Source organism: Halochromatium glycolicum (genome assembly GCF_016584085.1).
Lineage (GTDB): Bacteria > Pseudomonadota > Gammaproteobacteria > Chromatiales > Chromatiaceae > Lamprobacter > Lamprobacter glycolicus.
In genome coordinates, this window is sequence record NZ_NRSJ01000011.1 from 82,170 (window position 1) to 102,455 (window position 20,286).

A 20,286-nucleotide genomic window follows, 5' to 3' on the forward strand; every position below is an offset into this window, starting at 1 on the left:
TATCGATGCCTTCTGCCTTGGTCCTCGCGCCCCGTCGCTGTTTTACTGAGATGGGGCGGCGGTCGGAGTGATCGGCAGCCGATGCGCCGAAAGTCGACAGTTCCCAGGATGGTCAGCGCTCGTAGGTGAACAACTGTTCCTGGCCAGAGGCGTCGCTTAGGGCGATCCGGAAGCTGCTGTTGCGCAGGTCGGCCATCAGCGTGGCCTGGCTCTGCCCATTCCGCCAGGTCAGATGGAGATGCTGTGGATCGGTGGGCTGAACCTCGAGGTGACCCCGGAACGCAGGCGAGGTGTTGCGTAGCTGGATGAGCTTCAGCTGGTCACGCACTACGAGCCGCTTGAGCCCGGCCTCGATATCCTCCAACGACAGATTGGTGCGGTTGATCTCCTTGTGTCCAGCGGCACCGCCGCGATCGGCCGCAGCATAGTCGTTCTTGCCGGCGAAGAGGTCCAGATACCAGACCTGCGGGATACCCGGCATGAAGAGCTGGATCGCGCGCGCCATCAAGAGCTTTTGCTCGTCCTCGCCCAATGCGCTGAAGAAGGTGGCATTGACCTGGTAGTAGGCGATCTTGCGACCGTCCGGGCCGTAGAGATTCTTGACACGCCCGCCGCGCTCGGTCACGCGCGCCATCGTTGCCTCGATCTGCTCCTCGTCGAGCAGTCCTTCCCGGAAGCTGCCGGCCCCGGAGGCCTTGCCGCGCAGGTCGAGCAACGGGATGCCGTCATGGCATCCGAGCATATTGATCGTCTGCAGACCCTTGGCCTGGATCTCGTCGATCCAGCGCAATAGGGCCTGACTGGTGCCGCGCTCGAGCGCATCGATGACGAGACCAGGGAAGAAGAAGTCGTAGATCGGGAAGCCCTTGCTCGCGACCTCTTCATGCAGGCCGGTGCCGTATTCGGCATGGATCTCCGGGAAGACGATCAGATCGTTCTTCTCGGCGAGCCGCTTCAGGCGCTCCAGGTAGTCCCATGTCCCCGGGCGATTGAAGAAGTTGGTCTGGCCCGGTTCCTTGTGCAGGTAGGCGAACGCGTCGAGCCGGATGATCTTGGCGCCATAGTCGCGCAGGCGGCGCAGGGTTTCGTCGTAGAAGTGCCAGACCTTCTCGGAGCGGGCGTTCAAGTCCATCTGTCCGAGGTACTTTCGCTTACGCTCGACCAAGGCGAGGATGGCGTCTCGGTGATGCGTATAGCCGTCGAGCTCCATGCTCGAGATGTCGGTCTTCGCTGCGATGGCCTGATTGACCACGGCAGCGATCTGGGAGGCATCATCCGGGCTGATCCCGTCGATCTCGGCGAGTTCTTCGGGTGTGATCTCCTGATAGCTGACATCCTGATAGAAGGTATTCCAGTACAGTCGGTCGGAGCCGTCTGGAAAACGGACCTTCAGGATCGGCAGCCCCGGTTTGCGCATGAACAGCTTCTGGAGATACTCCTCCGTCGGGATGATCGTCCCGTCGGGCGCCTCGGTGCCATGTTCATGCCAGAACTCGTTCCAATCGACGAAGAAGTCCTTGTACTGCGACTCGTTGCCACGCTCGATCAGGTCCTGAAATTGCGGCGACTGAACCGAGAGATGGTTCAGGACGAGGTCGAGCTTGAAGTTGATGTTGAGCTTGTGCAGCTCGGCGAGGTCATCCGGCGTTACGAGCTCTTCGTTCAGGCCGTAATCGACGATCGAGAAGCCGCGATCGAGATCGCTGTTGAAGAAGGTCGGCAGGATATAGAACAGCGAGAAGGCATCCTGGAACTCAGGCCGCTTCAGCATGGTGACGATGTCGGCGAGCTTTCCTCCGATGCTGTCCGGGTATGCGTTCAGCATGACCCCGTGAGGAAGTTCTTGGCGGATGAATTGTTCTTGAGACATAGATCACTCGTGTCGTTGACGGTCGGCGCACAATGCATCTGCCGCGTCAGCGCAGCGATGACTCGAGGCTCAGGGCCTGCCGGAAACAATGAAAGGGCTTGCCTGAGTGGCGCCGGATCATCCGGACCCGCCAGCATTGGCTGCCCGCTCGGTGGTTCAGATCAGACCAAGCCGAGTTGGGGTGACGGGTGCCTCCCGTCCTGTGCCAAGCTGCCTGAGAACTCAAGCGTGAAGCTGTGCGCAGCTTAAAGAACAGGCTCGGCGCAATGCAAGGAAGCGTCGCGACAAACCGGCGAACCCTGCCTGACGGCTATCAACCAGGTGCCGCTAACCGATGCTGCTGTCCGGTTGTTTCAGGCTCCGTTTAATGCGAACGTAAACGGGCTCGAGGCTCGACCGACACGCCGCTCTTGCGATGATGTACGCAAGTGCCGAGGTCCTGCCGGCAGCTGCCCGATGCCCGCTGAGGCTGCCTGAAGAACCCTGTTCCGACGTTACGGTAGTCCCTCAAACCAGGCAAATTGAGAGCCATATCAGCCGTCGGTCCGGCCTTCCAGCCCGCACGAATCGGTGGGTTTCGATGCGACGGCGGGCGGCGCTTCAGGGCGTCTTGACAGCGCGGACTTCGGTTCCAGGCCCGTTAGAAGGACCATTGAGCGGCCGGCGCGTACAGAGGGTTTCAGCGTAAACGCTCCGCCTGGCGGTCCACATTGAGGGACGACAATGCTGGAAGTGCCGGTGCCGGCGGCGGTTGATCAGAGGGGCTATCACAACGATGAAGGTCCGACCGGTTACTGCTTTCCTGATGGCCTTGGCGGCCATCGTTCTCGCCCTCGCCGCGGTTGCGGTGATCCAGAGCCGGATCGAGTCGATTCCGGCGATCGATCTCGAGGGCGACTGGCTGTTGACCCACCTGGTCCAGTGGGGGCCCTACAAGAGCTGGACGTTCCGCTATCGGCTCAGCCTCTCCGGCGAAGGGATTGCGGTCAATGGTCAGGGCGAGACGTTGTCGGTCAACGGTCGCCCGCCAGGGCCTCGGGAACGGACCACTTTGCAGGTGGTCGAGACGGTCCTTGACAAGGGGTATGTCATCGCCTGGGTGTTCGAACGCAACGGGGCGCGAGCTGGCCGTGGGGCGATCAAGTGGCGGGTTGCGAGCGACAACCGATTGGTCGGGAGCTTTCGGACGACCTTCTATCGTGGTGCATCGGTCGCCCAGCGTTTGATTCCGGAAGGCGAAGAGGAAGAGGGGTCAGCGGCCGCGGATTGAGCCTGCCGAAGGCGAGGCGGCGCCCCGCCGGTCGGTTTTGGACTGCATTGGTATCGTCACTCGCACTGGTTTCCGGACAGGATGAGCCCATCGGTGCTGCCTGTTCCGGCGCTTTCTGTCCGGCGATCAGGCGGAATGGCTTTACCTCACTCATCGCGCCCGCCTGTCGCTGGGCTCCTCCAGGACATCGTTGGCAGGACATCGTTGGGCTGGTCCAGCCCCATGGCTGAGCGATCCCGCTCAACGCAGCCGCCCAAAGCAGCCCCCAGCACAGCCGCCCAGCGCAGCAGGTTTTCGCCTGGCCGTTTCAGAACGGCGGGCCATCATCGAACGGAGGCGGCTCGTTTGGGTTCATGGCCCCCGGACTTGCCTCCGCCTGGCCGCCTTCATCGGCGGGCTCGACGCGCCAGGCCTTGACGTCCGTGTACCAACGGCCGTTGAACTCGCGGCTCTCGAGATTGAAGCTGACCCGCAGCTCCTGTCCTTCCCTGATTGCGAACTGATCGATGCGGTCGCCCCAGACCATGAAGCAGACCTGTTTCGGATAATCGCCCGCCGTCTCGAGGATGTACTCCTGCTTTCGCCAAGGGCCGCGCGCCGAGGTGCCGCTCTTCTCTGGCAGCACTTGGGTAATCTTGCCTGTAATCTCCATCGTGCCTGTTACCTCCGCAGGGGCATGCTTATGATATAACACCCATGGTAACAGTGCTGCCCTTGGCGCGGCCGCGATGGGCCAGCTCCCCGTGGCGGCGCAGCACCCGATAGAAGCTCGAGACCGAAGCGATGTAGCACTGCTCCTCGTCGAGCAGCCGGGCGACGATCTGCTCCGGCGCCAGGCTGGCGAATTCGGGCCGATGACAGCCCGCGAGAATGGCCTGCTCTTCCTCGGGTGTCAGCGCATTGGCGGGCATGGGCCGCGCGGCGTGCGGGCGCTTATCCGCGCCCACACCTCCCTCTTAGAGCAACACCCGCTCGATCCCCCCCTCCTTGACGCGCTCGAGGAAGCGCTGCTGCCAGCCCTCACCGAAGCGATGCTTGGCGAGCTCGACGACGATGTAGTCGGTCTTGAGGCCGGTGTCGTCGGCATACTTGGCCAGTCCCTGCTGACAGGCCGGGCAGGCGGTGAGCAGCTTGACCTCACCGTTCTCGGCGCGTTCCTTGCCGGTGAGCGCCTGGATGCCCTTGGTCAGCTCCTCCTGCTTGCGGAAACGGACCTGGTTGGCGATGTCCGGGCGAGCGGTGCCCAGCGTCCCGGCCTCGCCGCAGCAGCGGTCCGAGAGCGGCACCGGCTGACCCATCAGTTTTTCGGCCACCGAGGTCGGCTGATAGGTCTTCATCGGCGTATGGCAGGGGTCGTGGTAGAGGTACTGCTGGCCCTTGACCCCGTCGAGGCTGACGCCCTGCTCCATCAGGTACTCGTGGATGTCCAAGAGCCGGCAGCCGGGGAAGATGCGTTCGAACTCGTACTTGAGCAGCTGATCCATGCAGGTGCCGCAGGAGACGATCACGGTGCGGATGTCCAGATAGTTGAGCGTGTTGGCGACGCGGTGGAAGAGCACCCGGTTCTCGGTGGTGATCTGGTGGCCGGATTCCTCGAGCCCGGCGGCGCGCTGCGGATAGCCGCAGCAGAGATAGCCCGGCGGCAGCACGGTCTGCGCGCCCTGCTCATAGAGCATCGCCAGGGTCGCCAGGCCGATGTCCGAGAACAGCCGCTCGGAGCCGCAGCCGGGGAAGTAGAAGACCGCATCCGAGTCCTCATCGACCTTGGCCGGGTCGGCCAGGATCGGCACCCGGGTGCGGTCCTCGAGCCCGAGCACCTGGCGGAAGGTGCGCTTGGGCAGCTCGACCCGGAGCGAGCGGCTGACCAGATTCACCGCCTGGCCGACCGGGCTCGGGTTGCCGGTGCTGCTGCCGGGGCGCTGGTTCGGCTGCTGGGTCAGTTGCAGCCCCTTGGCCGCGGCATTGGCGAGGTTCAGCCCCTGGAAGCCCCATTCGGCCAGACCCTTGCGCATCACCCGGATCGCCTGCGGATTCTGGGTGTTTAGGAAGGCCATCGCCGCCTTGGCGCCGGGGCTCGAGCGCTTCTTGCCGCGCTCGACCAGGATACGGCGCATGCGCATGGTCACATCGCCATAGTCGATGTCGACCGGGCAGGGGTTCAGGCACTTGTGGCAGATCGTGCAGTGATCGGCCACGTCGTTCATCTCGTCGAAGTGGCGCTCGGAGAGCCCGCGCCGGGTCTGCTCCTCATAGAGGAAGGCCTCGATGATCAGGCCGGTGCCGAGGATCTTGTTGCGCGGCGAATAGTCGAGGTTGGCGCGCGGCACATGGGTCATGCACTTGGGCTTGCACTTGCCGCAGCGCAGACAGTTCTTCACATCGTCATTGAGCGCGCCGAGCTCGGTCGCCTCGAGGATGATCGCCTCCTGCTCGACCAATTGCAGCGACGGGGTATAGGCGCCGTCGAGCCCGGAGCCGGGCATCAGCTTGCCGGGATTGAAACGCTGCTGCGGATCGACGCGTTGCTTGTAGTCGGCGAAGGCAGCGAGCTTCTCGGGCGCGAGGTATTGCACCTTGGTCAGCCCGATGCCGTGCTCGCCCGAGATCACGCCATCGAGGCGCTCGGCGATCGCCATGATCCGATCGACCAGGACATCGGCCTCCTTGAGCATCGCATAGTTGGCCGAGTGCACCGGGATATTGGTGTGGATGTTGCCGTCGCCGGCGTGCATGTGCAGCGCGACGAACAGGCGCGCATTGCGCACCTCGCGGTGGATCTCGGCGAGGCGATCGCGCACCCCGGTCAGCTCATGGCCGCCGAAGATCTCGGCGAGCCGGTTGCCGACCTCCTTGCGATAGGTCTGGCGCAGGTCGCGCCGCAGCATCATGTCGAGCAGGCTGTCGCCATCGCGGACGAGCTGGCGCTCCGGGTCGCGTAGCAAGGCGGTGTGCTCGGCGGCGGGCTCATCGAGCCGCGCCAGGATGTGCTGCCAGCGCCGGCGGGCGACGCGCACCGCATCGCGCGCGGCGTCGCACTTGGCCTTGAGGATCGCCAGGGCCTCGTCGCTGGACGCGTACTCGCCCGGCGGCAGCGCCTCGCGCAGCGGCCCGGCCAGGTAGTCGAGCACCGCCGCCATGATCGCATCCTTGTTCTTGATCGACTGCTCGATGTTGAGGCGCTCGATCTCGCGGCTGTACTCGGCCAGGCGCGGCAGCGGGATGACCACATCCTCGTTGATCTTGAAGGCGTTGGTGTGGCGCGAGATCGCCGCGGTGCGGGCGCGGTCGAGCCAGAAGCGCTTGCGCGCCTCGGCGCTGATCGCGATGAAGCCCTCGCCGTCGCGTGCCTGCGCCAGCTCGACCACCTGCTGGGCCACTGCATCGACCGCGTGCTCATCGTCCGCGACCAGGTCGGCGAGCAGCACCATCTTCGGCAGCTCGCGGCGTGCGGCCTTGGTCGAGTAGTCGACCGCGCGCACATAGCGCTCGTCGAGGTGCTCGAGGCCGGCGATCTGCACGTCGTCGCGCGCCTCGACGAAGTCCTTGATCTCGACGATCGCCGGGACGGCCTGATTGAGATCGGTGCCGAAGAACTCGAGACAGACGGTGCGCACCTGCTCCGGCATCCGGTGCAGGATGAAGCGCGCCGAGGTGATGAGCCCGTCGCAGCCCTCCTTCTGCACCCCGGGTAGCCCGCCGAGGGCCTTGTCGGTGACGTCCTTGCCGAGCCCGGGCTTGCGCATCTGCGCGGTCGGGATCGCGAGCAGCTCGGGCTCGCCGACCTGCATGGTGCCGTCTCGGGTAAAACGGGTGATGCGAAAGCGCGCGACCTCGGTGTCCTGCAATTTGCCGAGGTTGTGGCCGACGCGCTCGACCTCGAGCCAGTCGGCATCCGGGGTGACCATGCGCCAGGAGGCGAGGTTGTCGATCGCGGTGCCCCAGAGCACCGCCTTCTTGCCGCCGGCGTTCATCGCCACGTTGCCGCCGATGCAGGAGGCGTCCTGCGAGGTCGGGTCGACCGCGAACGCCAGGCCGTTGGCGTCGGCCAGCTCCGAGACCCGGCGCGTGACCACGCCGGCGCCGCAGCGCACGGTCGGCACCGCGCCGTCGACCTCGGGCAGCGCGATGCGCTCGACGCCGGACAGGGCCTCGAGCTTCTCGGTGTTGATCACCGCCGAGCGCGGCGACAGCGGCACCGCCGAGCCGGTGTAGCCGGTGCCGCCGCCGCGCGGGATCAGTGACAGCCCGCAGTCGATGCAGGCGCCGACGACCGCGGCGACCTCCTCCTCGGTGTCCGGGGCGATGACGACGAACGGCATCTCGACGCGCCAGTCGGTTGCGTCGGTCGCGTGGGCGACGCGGGCGAGCCCGCCGAAGTCGATGTTGTCGCTGCGGGTGATCCCGCTCAGGCGCTTGCGCAGGCGCTGGCGCAGCGCGCGGTCGGCGTCGAGCTGGGCATCGAAGCGGGCGACCGCGTCGCGCGCGGCGCCGAGCAATGCGGCCGCTTCGGCGTTCTGGTTCAGGCGCGTCTCGAACTGTTCGAGCCGGTGCTGCAGCGACTGCAGCAGCAGCCGGCGGCGCTTGGGCTGCTCGAGCAGGTCGTCCTGCAGATAGGGGTTGCGGGTGACCACCCACATGTCGCCGAGCACCTCGAACAGCATCCGCGCCGAGCGCCCGGTCCGGCGCGAGCCGCGCAGACGTTCGATCAGCCGCCAGTTCGCCTCGCCGAGGAAGCGGATGACGATCTCGCGATCCGAGAACGAGGTGTAGTTGTACGGGATCTCGCGCAGGCGGTGCGTGCCTGGCGCCAGCTCGCCTGTTTCCAGCCCGGTCTCGGACTGGGCCTCGAGCTGGGCCTCGGACTGGGTCTCAGACTGGGCCGGGTCGCGGTTGGACGGAAGGGGCGTGTCAGGGGTGGGCTGGGCTGGATCGAGCATGAAAGACCGTTATGCAGCTACTGTTGGACAGGATCTTATCGCAGCCTGCCTGGCTGCCGACGATGACATCCGCTAGAACAACCGCGTGACGAGGCGGGTTGGGCGCGCCGGCGAAGGACGTCTCCGGCCAGTTGCGCGCCGCGTCATCCCGAGCGGAGCGCGCCCGCTACAGTGGCTTCGCGCGGGCGAGCCGGGCTGGCACGTTGCCTCGGGTGCGGCGCCGGAGCGGCGCTGTCGCAGACCGAGCCGATTGACGCCCGAGCCGCCGCGCGCCAAGCTTGAGCCGCACAATATCGGTGGACTAAGCTGGGGGCCTCGCCATGAAAGACCTCATTTGGGACAAGACGCTGAGCGTCGACGTGCCGGAGATCGATGCCGATCATCGCCGCTTGCTTGAGCTCTTCAATCGGCTCGGTCACGCGGTCGAGGATGGCGAGCCGCAGGCCCGGATCGAGGCGACCCTGGATGAACTGATCAGCTGCACCGACTGGCACTTCCAGCACGAGGAACGGCTGATGGAGCAGCACTGTTATCCCGATCTGCCGGCGCATCGCGCCGAGCATGCGGAACTGATCGAGAGTGGTCGGGCGCTGCTGCAGGGACTCAGGCAGTCCGGCGCCTCGCTCTCCTCGCAACAGATCGAGTCCCTCGAGCATTGGCTGACCGGCCATATCTACGGCACCGATATGGCGATGGGTCGCTATCTCGCCGAAGCGATGTAGCCTCGCTCCGGGCGGCAATCGGCCGGCTCGGGCGCAATGGTCCGAGCGGCAAGGCGCGTTCGGCGCCGGGATGACCGCGGGCGCCAGGAGACCGCGCTTGGCATCAGCCGCGCTGTCGGTCGCGTCTGCTGACCTTGATACGGTACATCGCGGCATCGGCCTCCTGCAATAGGCTGGCGGGTGTCGCCTCTGGGCGGATCGGCGCGACGCCGATGCTGCAGCCGACCCGAATGGTATGGCCCTGGACCTGGATTGGCTGGCTCAAGGCCTGCCTGATGCGCTCGAGCAGCTGCTCGAGCTCGGCGTTGGAAGCGATCCTGTCGAGCAGGATCGCGAATTCGTCGCCTCCGAGCCGACCGACCCGGTCCTGATCCCGGGTGGTGTTGCGCAGCCGCTCGGCAACGATGCGCAGAACCGCATCCCCGGCCGCATGACCGTACTCGTCGTTGATCGGCTTGAAGCCGTCGAGGTCCAGATAGAGCAGGGCGCCCTGCTCGTCGGGATGGCGCTGTTGCTCGAGCTGCCGAGTCAGGATCTCGAGGAAGTGGCGCCGGTTGTTCAGGCCGGTCAGCGCATCCGTGTTGGCCAGATTGCGCAGGTCTTGTTCCGAGCGCCGCCGTGCCTGATGCTCGCGCTGCAGCGCGCTCGCCGTGCTGTTGAAGGCGCGGCTGAGGAGCGCGAGTTCGCCCCAGCTGCGCTCCTTGATCCGCGTCTGATAATCGCCGTCGGCAAGGCGCTCCATCGCCGCCGTCAGGGTCCTGATCGGCTTGGCGATGGCGCTCGAGAGCGCGATGGCGGTGAGCAGGGCGAGCAGGAATAGGGTGGTGGTGATGAGCAGCAGGAGATGCACGCCGGCCTGGATGCGCTGCGTGACCCTGTCCAGGCTCATGGCGACCAGCAGGCTCGAACAGTCGAGCCTGACCGCGCGCTGGGTGTAGAGCAGGGTTTGCGCCCAGTCTTGGGTCTGGGCGCTGGCGATCGCGGTGCAGGGTCCCGGAGGCGGGTAGAGATGCTGGAGCAAGCTGTTCAATGCGGAGGGATGAGCGCGATGGGGCTGCCAGCCCCCGGTGTGGCCGCTCAATGCGAACAGGGCGTCGGTGCGCGGATCGCGGACCAAGAGCAGGGTTTGCCCACCCGTCTGCTGATTCGAAAAGTCCTGCAGGACGGCATCGATGCCGTCCAGGCGCACCAGCAGGTGGATACTGCCGATCGCGACCTCGTCGAGGATCAGCGGGTCACTCAACCAGAGTTGCGGGTCGGGCGTGTCGAGCTGGCGGAACAGGATCGGGGCCGGCTCGTCGACCGGGATCGCGGCGCTGTCGAAGGCCGTTGCTGCGGCTCGGCCGCGGGTGACCCGCATCAGCATGCTGCCCTGGAGATCACGGACCCAGACCCCGCGTACCTGCGGCATCGAATCGACCACGTCCTGAAGGATGCGAGTCATCAGCGCGAGGTGCCGAGGGTCGTCATCCTGGCGGTAGGCCCTGAGGCTGAGACGCAACTGGGTGCGGCTGGCGACGAGCTTGGTCAGGTCCTGAAGGCGTTGCAGCTCGGTATTGATGCGGCGCTGCTGGGCGTTGGCGATCAGGGCCAGCGTCCCACGCACCGCGGTCGTCGCGTTCGAGGCGATGCGCTCATGTATCGTCCAGTACAGGGTCAGCAGCGGCAGCAGCGCGACCAGGGTCAGCGCCAGGGCCAAGCGGGCGCGCAGTCCGGTGCGGCGCCATCGCCGCTGGCCCGCGGTTGTCAGACGCCGCGGCAGGCTCGTCCCTTTCATGACAGGATTCCTCCCGGCGCGCTCGAGCGCAACGCCTAACCGTGAGCATAGCCGCCGAATGCTGCAAAGACCTGGAACGGCTGCACAACCTCCGGCCCTCGATGAGTGCGTTTTCTCAAGCGTGCGTTTTCTCAAGCCGCGGCGATGATGCCGGTGCGCCGACCCGGAGAATGCGATCCGTGCGGCGGCCGTTTCCCGGCAAGGCTTGCAACGCTGAGGCTCGCACCGCGAAGGCTTCCGAGCACCGAGGCCTTGCTACCGAACCGGCGTGTTTGCTCCGACAATCCGCTGCAGCGGTTGCAACCCGGCGGATGATGCCTAATCCTTGTCCCACCATCCGGCCCGAGCCGCATTTCGGCTGCTGCAGAAGGGCTTCGGGCGCGTCACGCAAAGGGGATCCTGAATGCTCAAACTGACCGTCAACGGTGAGGCCCGCGAGGTCGACGTCGATCCGCAGACGCCGCTGCTGTGGGTACTGCGCGACCAGCTCGGGCTGACCGGCACCAAGTTCAGCTGCGGGATCGCCCAGTGCGGCGCCTGCACCGTGCATGTCGATGGCGTTGCCACCCGCTCCTGCTCGACCCCGGTCTCGGCGGTCGCCGGGCGCGCGATCGTCACCATCGAGGGCCTGTCCGCGCAGGCCGAGCATCCGGTGCAGCGGGCCTGGATCGAGCTCGACGTGCCCCAGTGCGGGTTCTGCCAGTCTGGGCAGATCATGGCCGCGGCGTCGTTGCTCAGCGAGCATCCGACGCCGAGCGACGCCGAGATCGACCAGGGCATGGGCGGCGTCCTGTGCCGCTGTGGCACCTACAACCGCATCCGCGCCGCGATCAAGCGCGCCGCCGAGCTCGCCAGCGAGGGGGAGACCCAGTCATGAAGATGACCCGACGCAGCTTCCTGCAGGTGAGCGGGCTCGCCGGCGGCGGGTTCTTGCTCGGCTTTCAGCTCTCGGCCGCCGAGGCCCGCACCGCGCCAGTCGCCGACGACGAGTTCGCGCCCAATGCCTGGGTACGCATCGATCCCGATGGTCGGATCACCGCGGTGGTCGCCAGTTCCGAGATGGGCCAGGGCGTGATGACCGCGATCCCGATGCTGCTCGCCGAAGAACTCGAGGCCGACTGGCTGCGCATCCAGGCCGAGTTCGCGCCGGCAGACAGGGCCTACACCAACCCGATCATCGGCCAGCAGCTCACCGGCGGCAGCACCGCGGTGCGCGGCTACTGGACCCCGGTGCGCGAGGCCGGCGCCGCCGCGCGAATGATGCTCTTGGCCGCCGCGGCGCAGCGCTGGGGCGTCGCCGAGAACGCCTGCAGCGCCCGCAACGGCGAAGTGATCCATGCCGCGAGCGGGCGCCGGCTCGGCTATGGTGAACTGGCCGGCGATGCCGCCAAGCAGCCGGTACCGGCGGCGGTGTTCCTGAAGGAGCCGGGCGAATTCCGCCTGCTCGGCACTCCGCAGAAGCGCCTCGATACCCCGGCCAAGTGCGACGGCAGCGCGGTCTTCGCGCAAGATGTCACGCGCCCGAACATGCTCACGGCGGTGGTCCAGCGCTGCCCGGTGTTCGGCGGCACGCGCATGGGCTTCGACGCCGAGAGCGCCCGTCAGGTCAAGGGCGTGGTCGATGTGCTGCCGCTCGCCGATGATGCGGTCGCGGTGGTCGCCGAGGGCTGGTGGCCGGCGCAGCAGGCGCGCGACAAGCTGCGCATCGATTGGGACTTCGCCGGCAACGGCGGGCTCTCCAGCGCCGAGATCCGCCGCCGGTTCGAGCAGGCGGTCGACGCCGGCATCAGCGCCCGCAGCGAGGGCGATGTGGCCGCGGCCCTGGGCCAGGCGGGCAAGACCCTCGAGGCGACCTACGAGGTGCCCTATCTGGCCCATGCCTGCATGGAGCCGATGACCTGCGTCGCCGAGGTCGGCGAGGACGGCTGCGATGTCTGGGTCGGCACCCAGGCCCAGACCCGCACCCAGCAGACGGCGATGGCGATCACCGGGCTGCCGCAGGAGCAGGTGCGGGTGCACACGCTGTTTCTCGGCGGCGGCTTCGGGCGGCGCTCGGAGCAGGATTTCGTGCGCGATGCGGTGAGCCTCGCCCAGCAGACCGGGCGCCCGGTCAAGGTGATCTGGAGCCGCGAGGACGATATCCAGCACGATTACTACCGCCCGGCGACCTACAACCGGCTGGCCGCGGCGCTCGACGCCGACGGCAAGCCGCTGGCCTGGCGCCACCGCATCGCCGGTCCCTCGATCCGCGCGCGCAACTCCGAGCAGGTGCGCGAGAGCGGGATGGACGGCTCCTCGGTGGAGGGGGCCGAGAATATGCCCTATGAGATCGCGAACCTGGACGTGACCTACGCGATGGTCAACCCGCCGGTCCCGGTCGGCTACTGGCGCTCGGTCGGCAGCTCACAGAACGCCTTCGTCACCGAGGCCTTCTTCGACGAGGTTGCCCGCGCGGCCGGCCGTGATCCCTACGAGCTGCGCCTCGAACTGCTCGCCGATCAGCCGCGCCATCGCGGCGTGCTCGAGCTGGCGGCGAAAAAGGCCGGTTGGGGCGAGCCGCTGCCGGCGGGTCGCGCCCGCGGGATCGCGGTCGCCAAGTCGTTCGGCAGCTACTGCGCCCAGGTCGCCGAGGTCGAGCTGGACGAGAATCGGGTCCGGGTCAAGCGCGTCGTCTGCGCGATCGACTGCGGCCAGATCGTCAATCCGGCGATCATTGAGGCGCAGATGGAGAGCGGGATCGCCTACGGCCTCAACGCCACCCTCAACGGCGAGATCACGATCGGCAACGGCCGTGTCCAGCAGGGCAACTTCGACGACTACCCGCTGCTCGGCATCGCCGAGATGCCCGAGGTCGAGGTCCGTATCCTCGAGTCGGATGCCTCCCCCGGCGGCGTCGGCGAGCCGGGCACGCCGCCGATCGCGCCGGCGGTCGCCAACGCGGTCTTCGCGCTGACCGGCGAGCCGGTGCGGCGCCTGCCGATCCGGCTGGGATGATCCGCCGTCGATCTGAAGGCGCTGCTGCGATGGGTTTGCCGCAGCGATGGTTGCCGGCTGGCATTGAGGCTGCGGTGCCACCGCGAAGGGCGAGCGCGTTCGCTCAGTGTCACGAGCCTCACAGAGCGCCAATCGGAAGCATTGTGGGTTTGCAGCAGCGGATCGAGGGTTTGCGGCTGTCGATTCCGGCTAACGCTTATGACGGTGCGCCACCCCGGAGAATGAAGCGGGTACGGCCGTTGTTTCACGGTAAACGCTTGCGCGTGATGCTCAGGCCATGACCCCGGCGGATCAGGCGGTGCTGGAGGCCGCGGTCGGCTGGCTGCAGGCCGGCCGCGGCGTGCATCTGGTGATGGTCTTGCGCACCTGGGGCTCCTCGCCGCGCCCGGTCGGCTCGCTCTGGGCCTTGGCTGAGGACGGGGCTAGCATCGGCTCGGTTTCGGGCGGCTGCCTGGAGACGGAGCTGGCGCGCCGTCTCGGCGCGGCTGGGCTGTTGCCCCGACCCGAGATCTTGGAATACGGCGTCACCGCCGATGAGGCGCGGCGCTTCGGCCTGCCCTGCGGCGGCCGGGTGGAACTGCTGGCTGAGCGGCTCGATGATCCGGAACCGCTCGCGGCGATCCTGACCGCGCTCGCCGAGCGCCAGCGCATCGCCCGCCGGGTGGAGCTGGCGAGCGGCGCGGTGCGCTTGACGCCGGCGACGCGCGACAGCACAGCGGTGCAGCAGGATGCGGAGACGGTCACGCGGGTCTTCGGCCCGGTCTGGCGGCTGCTGCTGATCGGCGACGGCGCCATCGCGAGGCTGGTGGCGGAGATGGCGCGGGCGCTGGATATCGAGGTGATCCTCTGCGATCCACGCATCGAGGACCCGGCTGGCTGGACACTGCCCGGCGTGCGGCTGGAGACCCGGATGCCGGACGATGCCGTGCGGGTGCATGCCACCGATCCCCGCAGCGCGGTGATGAGCCTGGCGCATGACCTGCGCCTGGACGACCTGGCGCTGCTGGAGGCCCTCAACGCCGAGACCGGCTATGTCGGTGCCCTGGGCTCGCGTGCGAGTAACGCCCAGCGGCGCGAGCGGCTGGTCTCCCTCGGGGTCTCCGAGGAGCGCTTGGCGCGCTTGCGCGGCCCGATCGGGCTGGCGATCGGCGGCCGCACCCCGGCCGAGATCGCCGTCTCGGCCATCGCCGAGCTGGTCGCGGTGCGCAATGGCTCGCCGCTCGCGCAGCGCTCGCCGATTGCCTCGGTCGGGTCAAACGCCTAGGCGGTGTCCGGCTATTCCGTGCCGGTCGGCATACTTCTCGCGGCCGGCAAGGGCCGGCGCTTCGGTGGCGACAAGCGGTTGCATCCGCTCGCCGATGGCACACCGATGGTCGTTGCTGCCGCGCGGGCGTTGAGCGCCGCGCTGCCACGGACGCTGGCGGTGGTGCGGGAGGCGGATGAGGTTGCGCAACGCTTGGCCAGGGAAGGGGTGGAGGTGATCTGCTGTCCGGCCGCTGCGGGAGGGATGGGCCACAGCATCGCCTGCGGGGTGGCGGCGAGCGCGGAGGCCGACGGCTGGCTGATCGCGCTCGGCGACATGCCCTGGGTGCGACCGGAGAGCATCGCCGCGGTGGCCGCGGCCCTAGCCGAGGGGGCACCCGTTGCGCGCCCTTGCTATACCGGCCGGCATGGGCATCCAGTCGGGTTCAGCGCTCCGTTTGGTAGCGACCTGCAACGCCTCGACGGCGACAACGGTGCACGCCATCTGCTGCGATCCGTTCATGTTGTCGAGATCCCATGCACCGACCCTGGCGTCATCCGCGACGTCGATGACCCGCGGCACCTGCAGCCGAGCCCTCCCCGCTGATCATTGCCGCGAGACGGTGCTGCATGCATCGCTTCGGTCGCGCGGCGCGAGGGCGGCTCCCCAGCGCTCGTGCAACGGTTGGCGGCGGGATCGTGATCGCCGGTTGCGAGGCATTTCTCAGAAAACCGCCGGGTTGACGGTTAGGTTTACAGCATGGCTATGCCTGCTGAACAAGCCCCGGGAGATGTGACCCTGCGGCGCGCAGCAAGCCTGGTCTTGCGACAGCGCCTAATGGTGTGACTCGAATGCTCAGGATGCCGTCCACACGCTATCTCACCGTCCTTGCTGTGCTTGTTCTTCAAGCTCCGGCCTTGTCGGCGATGCCGATCACCCTCGGGGACGCCGGGCAGTTCAATGCGCTCATCCTCGGCGATATGGCGGCTTACAGGTCCGATGTGGAAGGTCGGCTCGCGGTCGCGGGCGATCTTCAAATCAGTGATTACTCCGTTGGTTTGCTGCTCGACGACTCGGACGGCGGTCGCGACGACCTGATCGTCGGTGGCGACGCCGAGATCAGCAACTCGAGGATCCATCACGGCAATGCGGTCGTTGGTGGAAACGCGACGATCGGTACCGATCAGGACGGCCATGAGACCGTCGGCTTCTACAGCGATGATGATCCGCACACACTGAACGGGTCGCTTTTGGAAGCGGAGTCAATCATCGATTTCGGTTCACTCGCGAACGATCTGATCAACCGGTCCGTAGATTGGGGCGCCCTCGAGAGCACTGGAGAGACGCTGACCGAATGGGGCAACCTGACGTTCAGTGGAGATGGCGACCTCAACATCTTTACCGTGTCCGCCGAGCTTTTTTCCAAAGGAGACAAGAGTATCACCTTCGATATTCCCGACGCTTCTGTGGCACTGGTCAACGTCTTTGGAGAGGAGGTGGAGCTCTTTGATACCGGCTTCTTTCATACCGCGCTCGACGGCGGCAATCGCCAGTTCCCCGATAACACGCCTGACAGCCGACATGACGGCGCTCTGAGCAACAACATCCTGTTCAACTTTGTCGAGGCGACGACGCTCGACCTCTACAGCGTCGGAATCAAAGGCAGCATCCTCGCTCCGCACGCCGCGACCCGCTTCTACAACGGGCACATCGACGGCAACTTCATTGTCGGCAGCTTCAATGCCGGCTCCGCGAGCCAACCGGGAACGGGAGACCAGGACTGGGACGCCGGACAGATTAACGACTACGCGTTCAGCGGGTTCGTTCCGGCCTCGAGCGCAACGCCCATCGATGAGCCGAGTGTCGACCAGCTCGTGCTGGTCGGTGCCTGTTTGCTGCTGCTCATGCTCGCTGGCCGATCGCGGCCTCGGAAAGACGCTCGGGCTCGATGAGCCATCCCGGTCACAGAGCCATCGTGGTGGCAATAACGCCGGCCAACACGCTCTGCGCGCTGAGTTCGAGTTAGTCCAGCCGCTTCTTGAACCGCAGCGAGGCGACCAGCAGCCCGATCAGCATGAAGCCGAGCAGCCAGAGGGTATCCTCGGCAACGTCCTCGAGACTGGCCTCGCGCAGCATCACGGCGCGGATCGTGCGCATGAAATGGGTCGCCGGCAAGACCTCGGCGATGTACTGCGCCAGCGCCGGCATGCCCTCGTACGGGAACATGAAGCCGGACAGCAGGATCGACGGCAGCAGGATGAACACGGTCATCTGCATCGCCTGCAGTTGGCTGGTCGCGATCGTCGACAGCACCAGCCCAAGCGCGAGACTGGCGCCGATGAAGGCGAGCGTGGTCACGGCTAGCGCCGCGAGCGAGCCGGTCAGCGGGACGCCGAAGATCAGGTGTCCGAGCAGCAGGATGATCGCGGTCTGGATGATCCCGATCGCGATGTAGGGCACGATCTTGCCGAGCATCAGCTCGAGCGGGCGCACCGGCGTGTTGATCAGCATCTCCATATTGCCGCGCTCGGCCTCGCGCACGATCGCCGCCGAGGTGAACATCACCATTGTCATGGTCAGGATGATGCCGATCAGGCCAGGCACGATGTTGATCGCGGTGCGCTGCTCGGGGTTGAACAGCAGCGCGACCGCGAAGGTCGGGGTGTTGCGGTTCGCCGGACGGCGCAGCAATTCGGTCAGCGGCATCGCACGCAAGCCCTTGATCGCCGACGCGATGATGGTGTCGGAGCCGTCGACGATCCATTGCGCGACTGGGCGGCTGGTCTGGACGTCGCTCGCGGGCGGTGTCTCCAGCCCGGCGCCGACGCTACCGCTGCGGGCGACGCGCTGGCTGAGGTCGGCCGGGATGATGAGCGCTGCACGCACCCGTCCCTCGGTGATCGCGTCGCGCGCGCTGGGGATGTCGGGATGCTGCTCGGTGAAGCGCACCACCTGGGTTGCCTGCACCGTCTGCGCCAGCACCCGGCTGATGCCGCTGTTGGCCTGGTCCACCAAGGCGACCGGGATATCGCGCACATTGGTGTTGATCGCGTAGCCGAACAGCACCAGCTGGATCAGCGGGATCATGATGACCATGCCGAGCGTGGTGCGGTCGCGCCGCAGCTGGGTCAGCTCCTTGAGCAGGATCGCGCCGATGCGCCGGACCGATTGCAGTGGGGCGGATTGCAGCAGGGCGCTTATGGCCATGGTCAGTCGTCGCGGACAGCCGGCGTGGCGCTGGCAAGCGTGCTTGGTTTTCCGTTCCCGGCATGATCATTCTTAGAAGAGCCGCTCCCATCTGGGCTGCTCCCATCCGGGCCGCACCCGCCAGAGCTGCTACCTCCTGGGCTGCTTCCAGTAAGGCCGCTGCCTTTGGGGCCGCTGCTACCGGGGCCGCTGCCAGTCCTGCCTTCGCGGCCATCGTCAGCGCTGGCCTCGATGCGGCGGCCCGTGCTGGTGACGAAGACGTCCTCCAGGCTCGGGCGCACCTGGGTTAGGCGGGTCGGGCTGGGGTCGAGCGCCTGCGCTTGCAGCCAGGCGACCGGGTCGGCGACCCGGTCGCGCACCAGCACCCGTAGCCGGCTGCCAAGCTGCGCCGCCGAGATGACCTCCGGCAACCGGGTGATCTGCGGCTTGAGACGGCGCAGATCCCGCCCCTCGACCTCGACCACGCGGGCGCCCATCGCCGCCATCAGCTCGGCCGGCGAGCCGTCGGCACGCTTGTGGCCGCGCTCCATGATCGCGAGCCGGTGGCAGCGCTCGGCCTCGTCCATGTAGTGGGTCGAGACCAGGATGGTCGCGCCGCCCTCGACCAGATCGAACAGCCGCTCCCAGAAGTCGCGCCGGTTCTCCGGGTCGACGGCCGAGGTCGGCTCGTCGAGAAACAGCAGCGAGGGCGAATGCAGGGTCGCCGCTGCGAGTGCGAGACGCTGGCGCTGACCGCCGCTCATCTGCCCGGCGCGGCGATGCCGCATCGGCTCCAGCGCGTAGGTCGCCAAGAGGGCATCGATGCGCCGGCGCGCGGCGCGGCGGCCAAGGCCGTAGATCTCGGCGACGAAGCGCAGGTTCTCGGACACACTCAGGTCGTCGTAGAGCGAGAATCGCTGCGTCATATAGCCAATCTGGCGCTTGAGCCGCTCGGCGTCACGCGGTAGCGCGTGGCCGAGCACCGTCACCTCGCCGGCCGAGGGCGTCAGCAGGCCGGTCAGCATCCGCACCGTCGTCGTCTTGCCGCAGCCGTTGGGTCCGAGGAAGCCATAGATGGTCTGGGGGGCGACGCTCAGATCCAGCGCATCGACCGCGGTCAGCTCGCCGAACCGGCGCGTGAGGCCGCGCGCCTCGATGACCGGCTCGGTCATTGGTCCCGTTGCTTGCTCAGACAATGGCTCGGGCATTTGCGCAGGCGCTGGCTTCGGGTCGGTCTCATAGCGAGCGATGAGGGTAGCTCCAGGGAAGGGTGACGGACTCAGGCAGCGGAGCGGTCACGGCAGCTCGACCTGCGCCGGGACGCCGTTCGGCAGGTCGGCGGCGCTGTCGGGCAGCATCACCTCGGCCAGGTACATCAGCCGGGCGCGGTCGCTGGCGTTCAAGGCGTAGTAGGGCGTGAAGGCCGGATCGGAGCTGATCCAGCGCACGGTACCGTCGAAGCCCTGCGCGAGCCCGTCGATCCGGACCCTGAGGGTGTCGCCCTGGTTGATCTTGACCCGATAGGGCTCGGGCACATAGACACGGGCATAGGGCGCCTTGCCGGCGAGCAGGACCGCGACCGGGCTGCCGATGGTGACGCGCTCGCCGAGGTTCCAGGGCAGACTGTCGAGCACGCCGTCGCGCGTGGCCGTGATCGAGAGCTCCGCGAGCAATGCCTGCTGATAGGTAAGCTCGGCGCGCGCCGCCTCGAGCTCGGCCTCGGCCTGGGTGATCTCCTCCGGGCGGGTCCCGGCGAGGAGCTCGTCGAGGTGCTCCTGGGCCTCGTCGAGCTTGGCGCTGGCCGCATCGCGCAACGCCTTGGCGCGGTCGACCTCGGCCTGACTGACGGCGTTGCGCGCGAGCAGCTCGCGATTGCGCTCGTAGCTGATCCCGGCCTCGCGCAGATCGGCCTCGCGCCCGGCGACCTGCGCGCGCGCCGCGGCGATTGTCTGCGGCCGCGGGCCATTGCGCAGGCGTTTGAGATTGGCCTCGGCCTCGGCCACCCGCGCCTTGCCGCGGGCGACCTCGGCGCGCTGCTGGCGGTCATCGAGCTGGGCGAGCAGTGTGCCCTTGCTGACCGGCGAGCCTTCGGCTACCGGCAGGTCGACGAGGATCTCGGCGGCGGTCGCGGTCAGCGCGACCCGATCGCGCTCCAGGGTGCCGAGGGCGAGCGGCGGCTCGGCGTCGGCGCAGCCCGCGAGCAGGGCCACGAGGAGGAGCGTGAGCGCGACGGCGGGCCTGGAACGGGGCATGGCTGAGTGGCCTCCTCTGTGCTCTCGTGATCGCC

Annotated in this window: 15 protein-coding genes; 7 read left to right on the forward strand and 8 right to left on the reverse strand. The window is 67.2% G+C overall.

The window, feature by feature from the left end:
• Positions 1-112: 112 nt before the first annotated feature.
• Entirely contained in the window at positions 113-1,870 is a 1,758-nt protein-coding gene (locus CKO40_RS08275) for an alpha-amylase family glycosyl hydrolase (RefSeq protein WP_200345733.1), read from the reverse strand.
• Between the two features lie 775 nt (positions 1,871-2,645).
• On the opposite strand from CKO40_RS08275, the gene CKO40_RS08280 reads away from it, so the two are divergent.
• A complete protein-coding gene (locus CKO40_RS08280; protein ID WP_200345734.1) occupies positions 2,646-3,140 on the forward strand; it encodes a hypothetical protein in 495 nt (164 codons plus the stop codon).
• A gap of 307 nt (positions 3,141-3,447) precedes the next feature.
• Here CKO40_RS08280 and CKO40_RS08285 read toward each other — a convergent pair whose 3' ends face one another.
• Genes CKO40_RS08285 through CKO40_RS08295 form a run of 3 tightly spaced genes read right to left on the reverse strand, consistent with a single transcriptional unit; the run spans position 3,448 to position 8,077 of the window.
• Positions 3,448-3,792, reverse strand: a complete 345-nt coding sequence (locus tag CKO40_RS08285) for a DUF3127 domain-containing protein (protein ID WP_200345735.1) — start codon at positions 3,790-3,792, stop codon at positions 3,448-3,450.
• Between the two features lie 28 nt (positions 3,793-3,820).
• On the reverse strand, positions 3,821-4,087 hold the full coding sequence (locus tag CKO40_RS08290; RefSeq protein ID WP_200345736.1) for a helix-turn-helix domain-containing protein: 267 nt from the start codon (positions 4,085-4,087) through the stop codon (positions 3,821-3,823).
• Between the two features lie 9 nt (positions 4,088-4,096).
• Entirely contained in the window at positions 4,097-8,077 is a 3,981-nt protein-coding gene (locus CKO40_RS08295) for a DUF3683 domain-containing protein (RefSeq protein ID WP_200345737.1), read from the reverse strand.
• 320 nt (positions 8,078-8,397) lie between these two features.
• On the opposite strand from CKO40_RS08295, the gene CKO40_RS08300 reads away from it, so the two are divergent.
• Positions 8,398-8,799, forward strand: a complete 402-nt coding sequence (locus CKO40_RS08300; protein WP_200345738.1) for a bacteriohemerythrin — start codon at positions 8,398-8,400, stop codon at positions 8,797-8,799.
• Between the two features lie 103 nt (positions 8,800-8,902).
• Here CKO40_RS08300 and CKO40_RS08305 read toward each other — a convergent pair whose 3' ends face one another.
• Complete coding sequence (locus CKO40_RS08305; RefSeq protein WP_200345739.1) at positions 8,903-10,576, reverse strand: GGDEF domain-containing protein; 1,674 nt, start codon at positions 10,574-10,576, stop codon at positions 8,903-8,905.
• Positions 10,577-10,979: 403 nt separating this feature from the next.
• Between CKO40_RS08305 and CKO40_RS08310 the strand changes: the two genes are divergently transcribed.
• The 5 genes from CKO40_RS08310 to CKO40_RS08330 all read left to right on the forward strand — a co-directional run bounded on the left by CKO40_RS08310 (position 10,980) and on the right by CKO40_RS08330 (position 16,765).
• Entirely contained in the window at positions 10,980-11,453 is a 474-nt protein-coding gene (locus tag CKO40_RS08310; protein WP_200345740.1) for a (2Fe-2S)-binding protein, read from the forward strand.
• Complete coding sequence (locus CKO40_RS08315; protein WP_200345741.1) at positions 11,450-13,570, forward strand: xanthine dehydrogenase family protein molybdopterin-binding subunit; 2,121 nt, start codon at positions 11,450-11,452, stop codon at positions 13,568-13,570. The genes CKO40_RS08310 and CKO40_RS08315 overlap by 4 nt, the downstream gene beginning before the upstream one ends.
• Positions 13,571-13,847: 277 nt before the next feature.
• The gene (locus CKO40_RS08320; RefSeq protein WP_200345742.1) at positions 13,848-14,834 is read left to right on the forward strand and encodes an XdhC family protein; all 987 of its coding nucleotides are present in this window, start codon (positions 13,848-13,850) and stop codon (positions 14,832-14,834) included.
• Positions 14,835-14,837: 3 nt separating this feature from the next.
• A complete protein-coding gene (locus CKO40_RS08325; protein ID WP_338074148.1) occupies positions 14,838-15,419 on the forward strand; it encodes a nucleotidyltransferase family protein in 582 nt (193 codons plus the stop codon).
• A 254-nt stretch (positions 15,420-15,673) separates the two neighbouring features.
• Positions 15,674-16,765, forward strand: a complete 1,092-nt coding sequence (locus CKO40_RS08330) for a choice-of-anchor A family protein (protein WP_207173489.1) — start codon at positions 15,674-15,676, stop codon at positions 16,763-16,765.
• A 70-nt stretch (positions 16,766-16,835) separates the two neighbouring features.
• Here CKO40_RS08330 and CKO40_RS08335 read toward each other — a convergent pair whose 3' ends face one another.
• From CKO40_RS08335 to CKO40_RS08345, 3 genes are all read right to left on the reverse strand, one after another.
• Entirely contained in the window at positions 16,836-18,020 is a 1,185-nt protein-coding gene (locus tag CKO40_RS08335) for an ABC transporter permease (protein ID WP_200345744.1), read from the reverse strand.
• A 2-nt stretch (positions 18,021-18,022) separates the two neighbouring features.
• The gene (locus tag CKO40_RS08340) at positions 18,023-19,171 is read right to left on the reverse strand and encodes an ABC transporter ATP-binding protein (protein WP_242476907.1); all 1,149 of its coding nucleotides are present in this window, start codon (positions 19,169-19,171) and stop codon (positions 18,023-18,025) included.
• Positions 19,172-19,294: 123 nt separating this feature from the next.
• Entirely contained in the window at positions 19,295-20,251 is a 957-nt protein-coding gene (locus CKO40_RS08345) for an HlyD family secretion protein (RefSeq protein ID WP_200345745.1), read from the reverse strand.
• Positions 20,252-20,286: the final 35 nt, after the last annotated feature.

Coding starts and splice junctions, on each gene's coding strand:
- CKO40_RS08275 (WP_200345733.1), bottom strand. CDS start 1,870: ATGTCTCAAGAACAATTCATCCGCCAAGAACTTCCTCACGGGGTCATG.
- CKO40_RS08280 (WP_200345734.1), top strand. CDS start 2,646: ATGAAGGTCCGACCGGTTACTGCTTTCCTGATGGCCTTGGCGGCCATC.
- CKO40_RS08285 (WP_200345735.1), bottom strand. CDS start 3,792: ATGGAGATTACAGGCAAGATTACCCAAGTGCTGCCAGAGAAGAGCGGC.
- CKO40_RS08295 (WP_200345737.1), bottom strand. CDS start 8,077: ATGCTCGATCCAGCCCAGCCCACCCCTGACACGCCCCTTCCGTCCAAC.
- CKO40_RS08300 (WP_200345738.1), top strand. CDS start 8,398: ATGAAAGACCTCATTTGGGACAAGACGCTGAGCGTCGACGTGCCGGAG.
- CKO40_RS08305 (WP_200345739.1), bottom strand. CDS start 10,576: ATGAAAGGGACGAGCCTGCCGCGGCGTCTGACAACCGCGGGCCAGCGG.
- CKO40_RS08310 (WP_200345740.1), top strand. CDS start 10,980: ATGCTCAAACTGACCGTCAACGGTGAGGCCCGCGAGGTCGACGTCGAT.
- CKO40_RS08315 (WP_200345741.1), top strand. CDS start 11,450: ATGAAGATGACCCGACGCAGCTTCCTGCAGGTGAGCGGGCTCGCCGGC.
- CKO40_RS08320 (WP_200345742.1), top strand. CDS start 13,848: ATGACCCCGGCGGATCAGGCGGTGCTGGAGGCCGCGGTCGGCTGGCTG.
- CKO40_RS08330 (WP_207173489.1), top strand. CDS start 15,674: ATGCCGTCCACACGCTATCTCACCGTCCTTGCTGTGCTTGTTCTTCAA.
- CKO40_RS08335 (WP_200345744.1), bottom strand. CDS start 18,020: ATGGCCATAAGCGCCCTGCTGCAATCCGCCCCACTGCAATCGGTCCGG.
- CKO40_RS08340 (WP_242476907.1), bottom strand. CDS start 19,171: ATGACCGAGCCGGTCATCGAGGCGCGCGGCCTCACGCGCCGGTTCGGC.
- CKO40_RS08345 (WP_200345745.1), bottom strand. CDS start 20,251: ATGCCCCGTTCCAGGCCCGCCGTCGCGCTCACGCTCCTCCTCGTGGCC.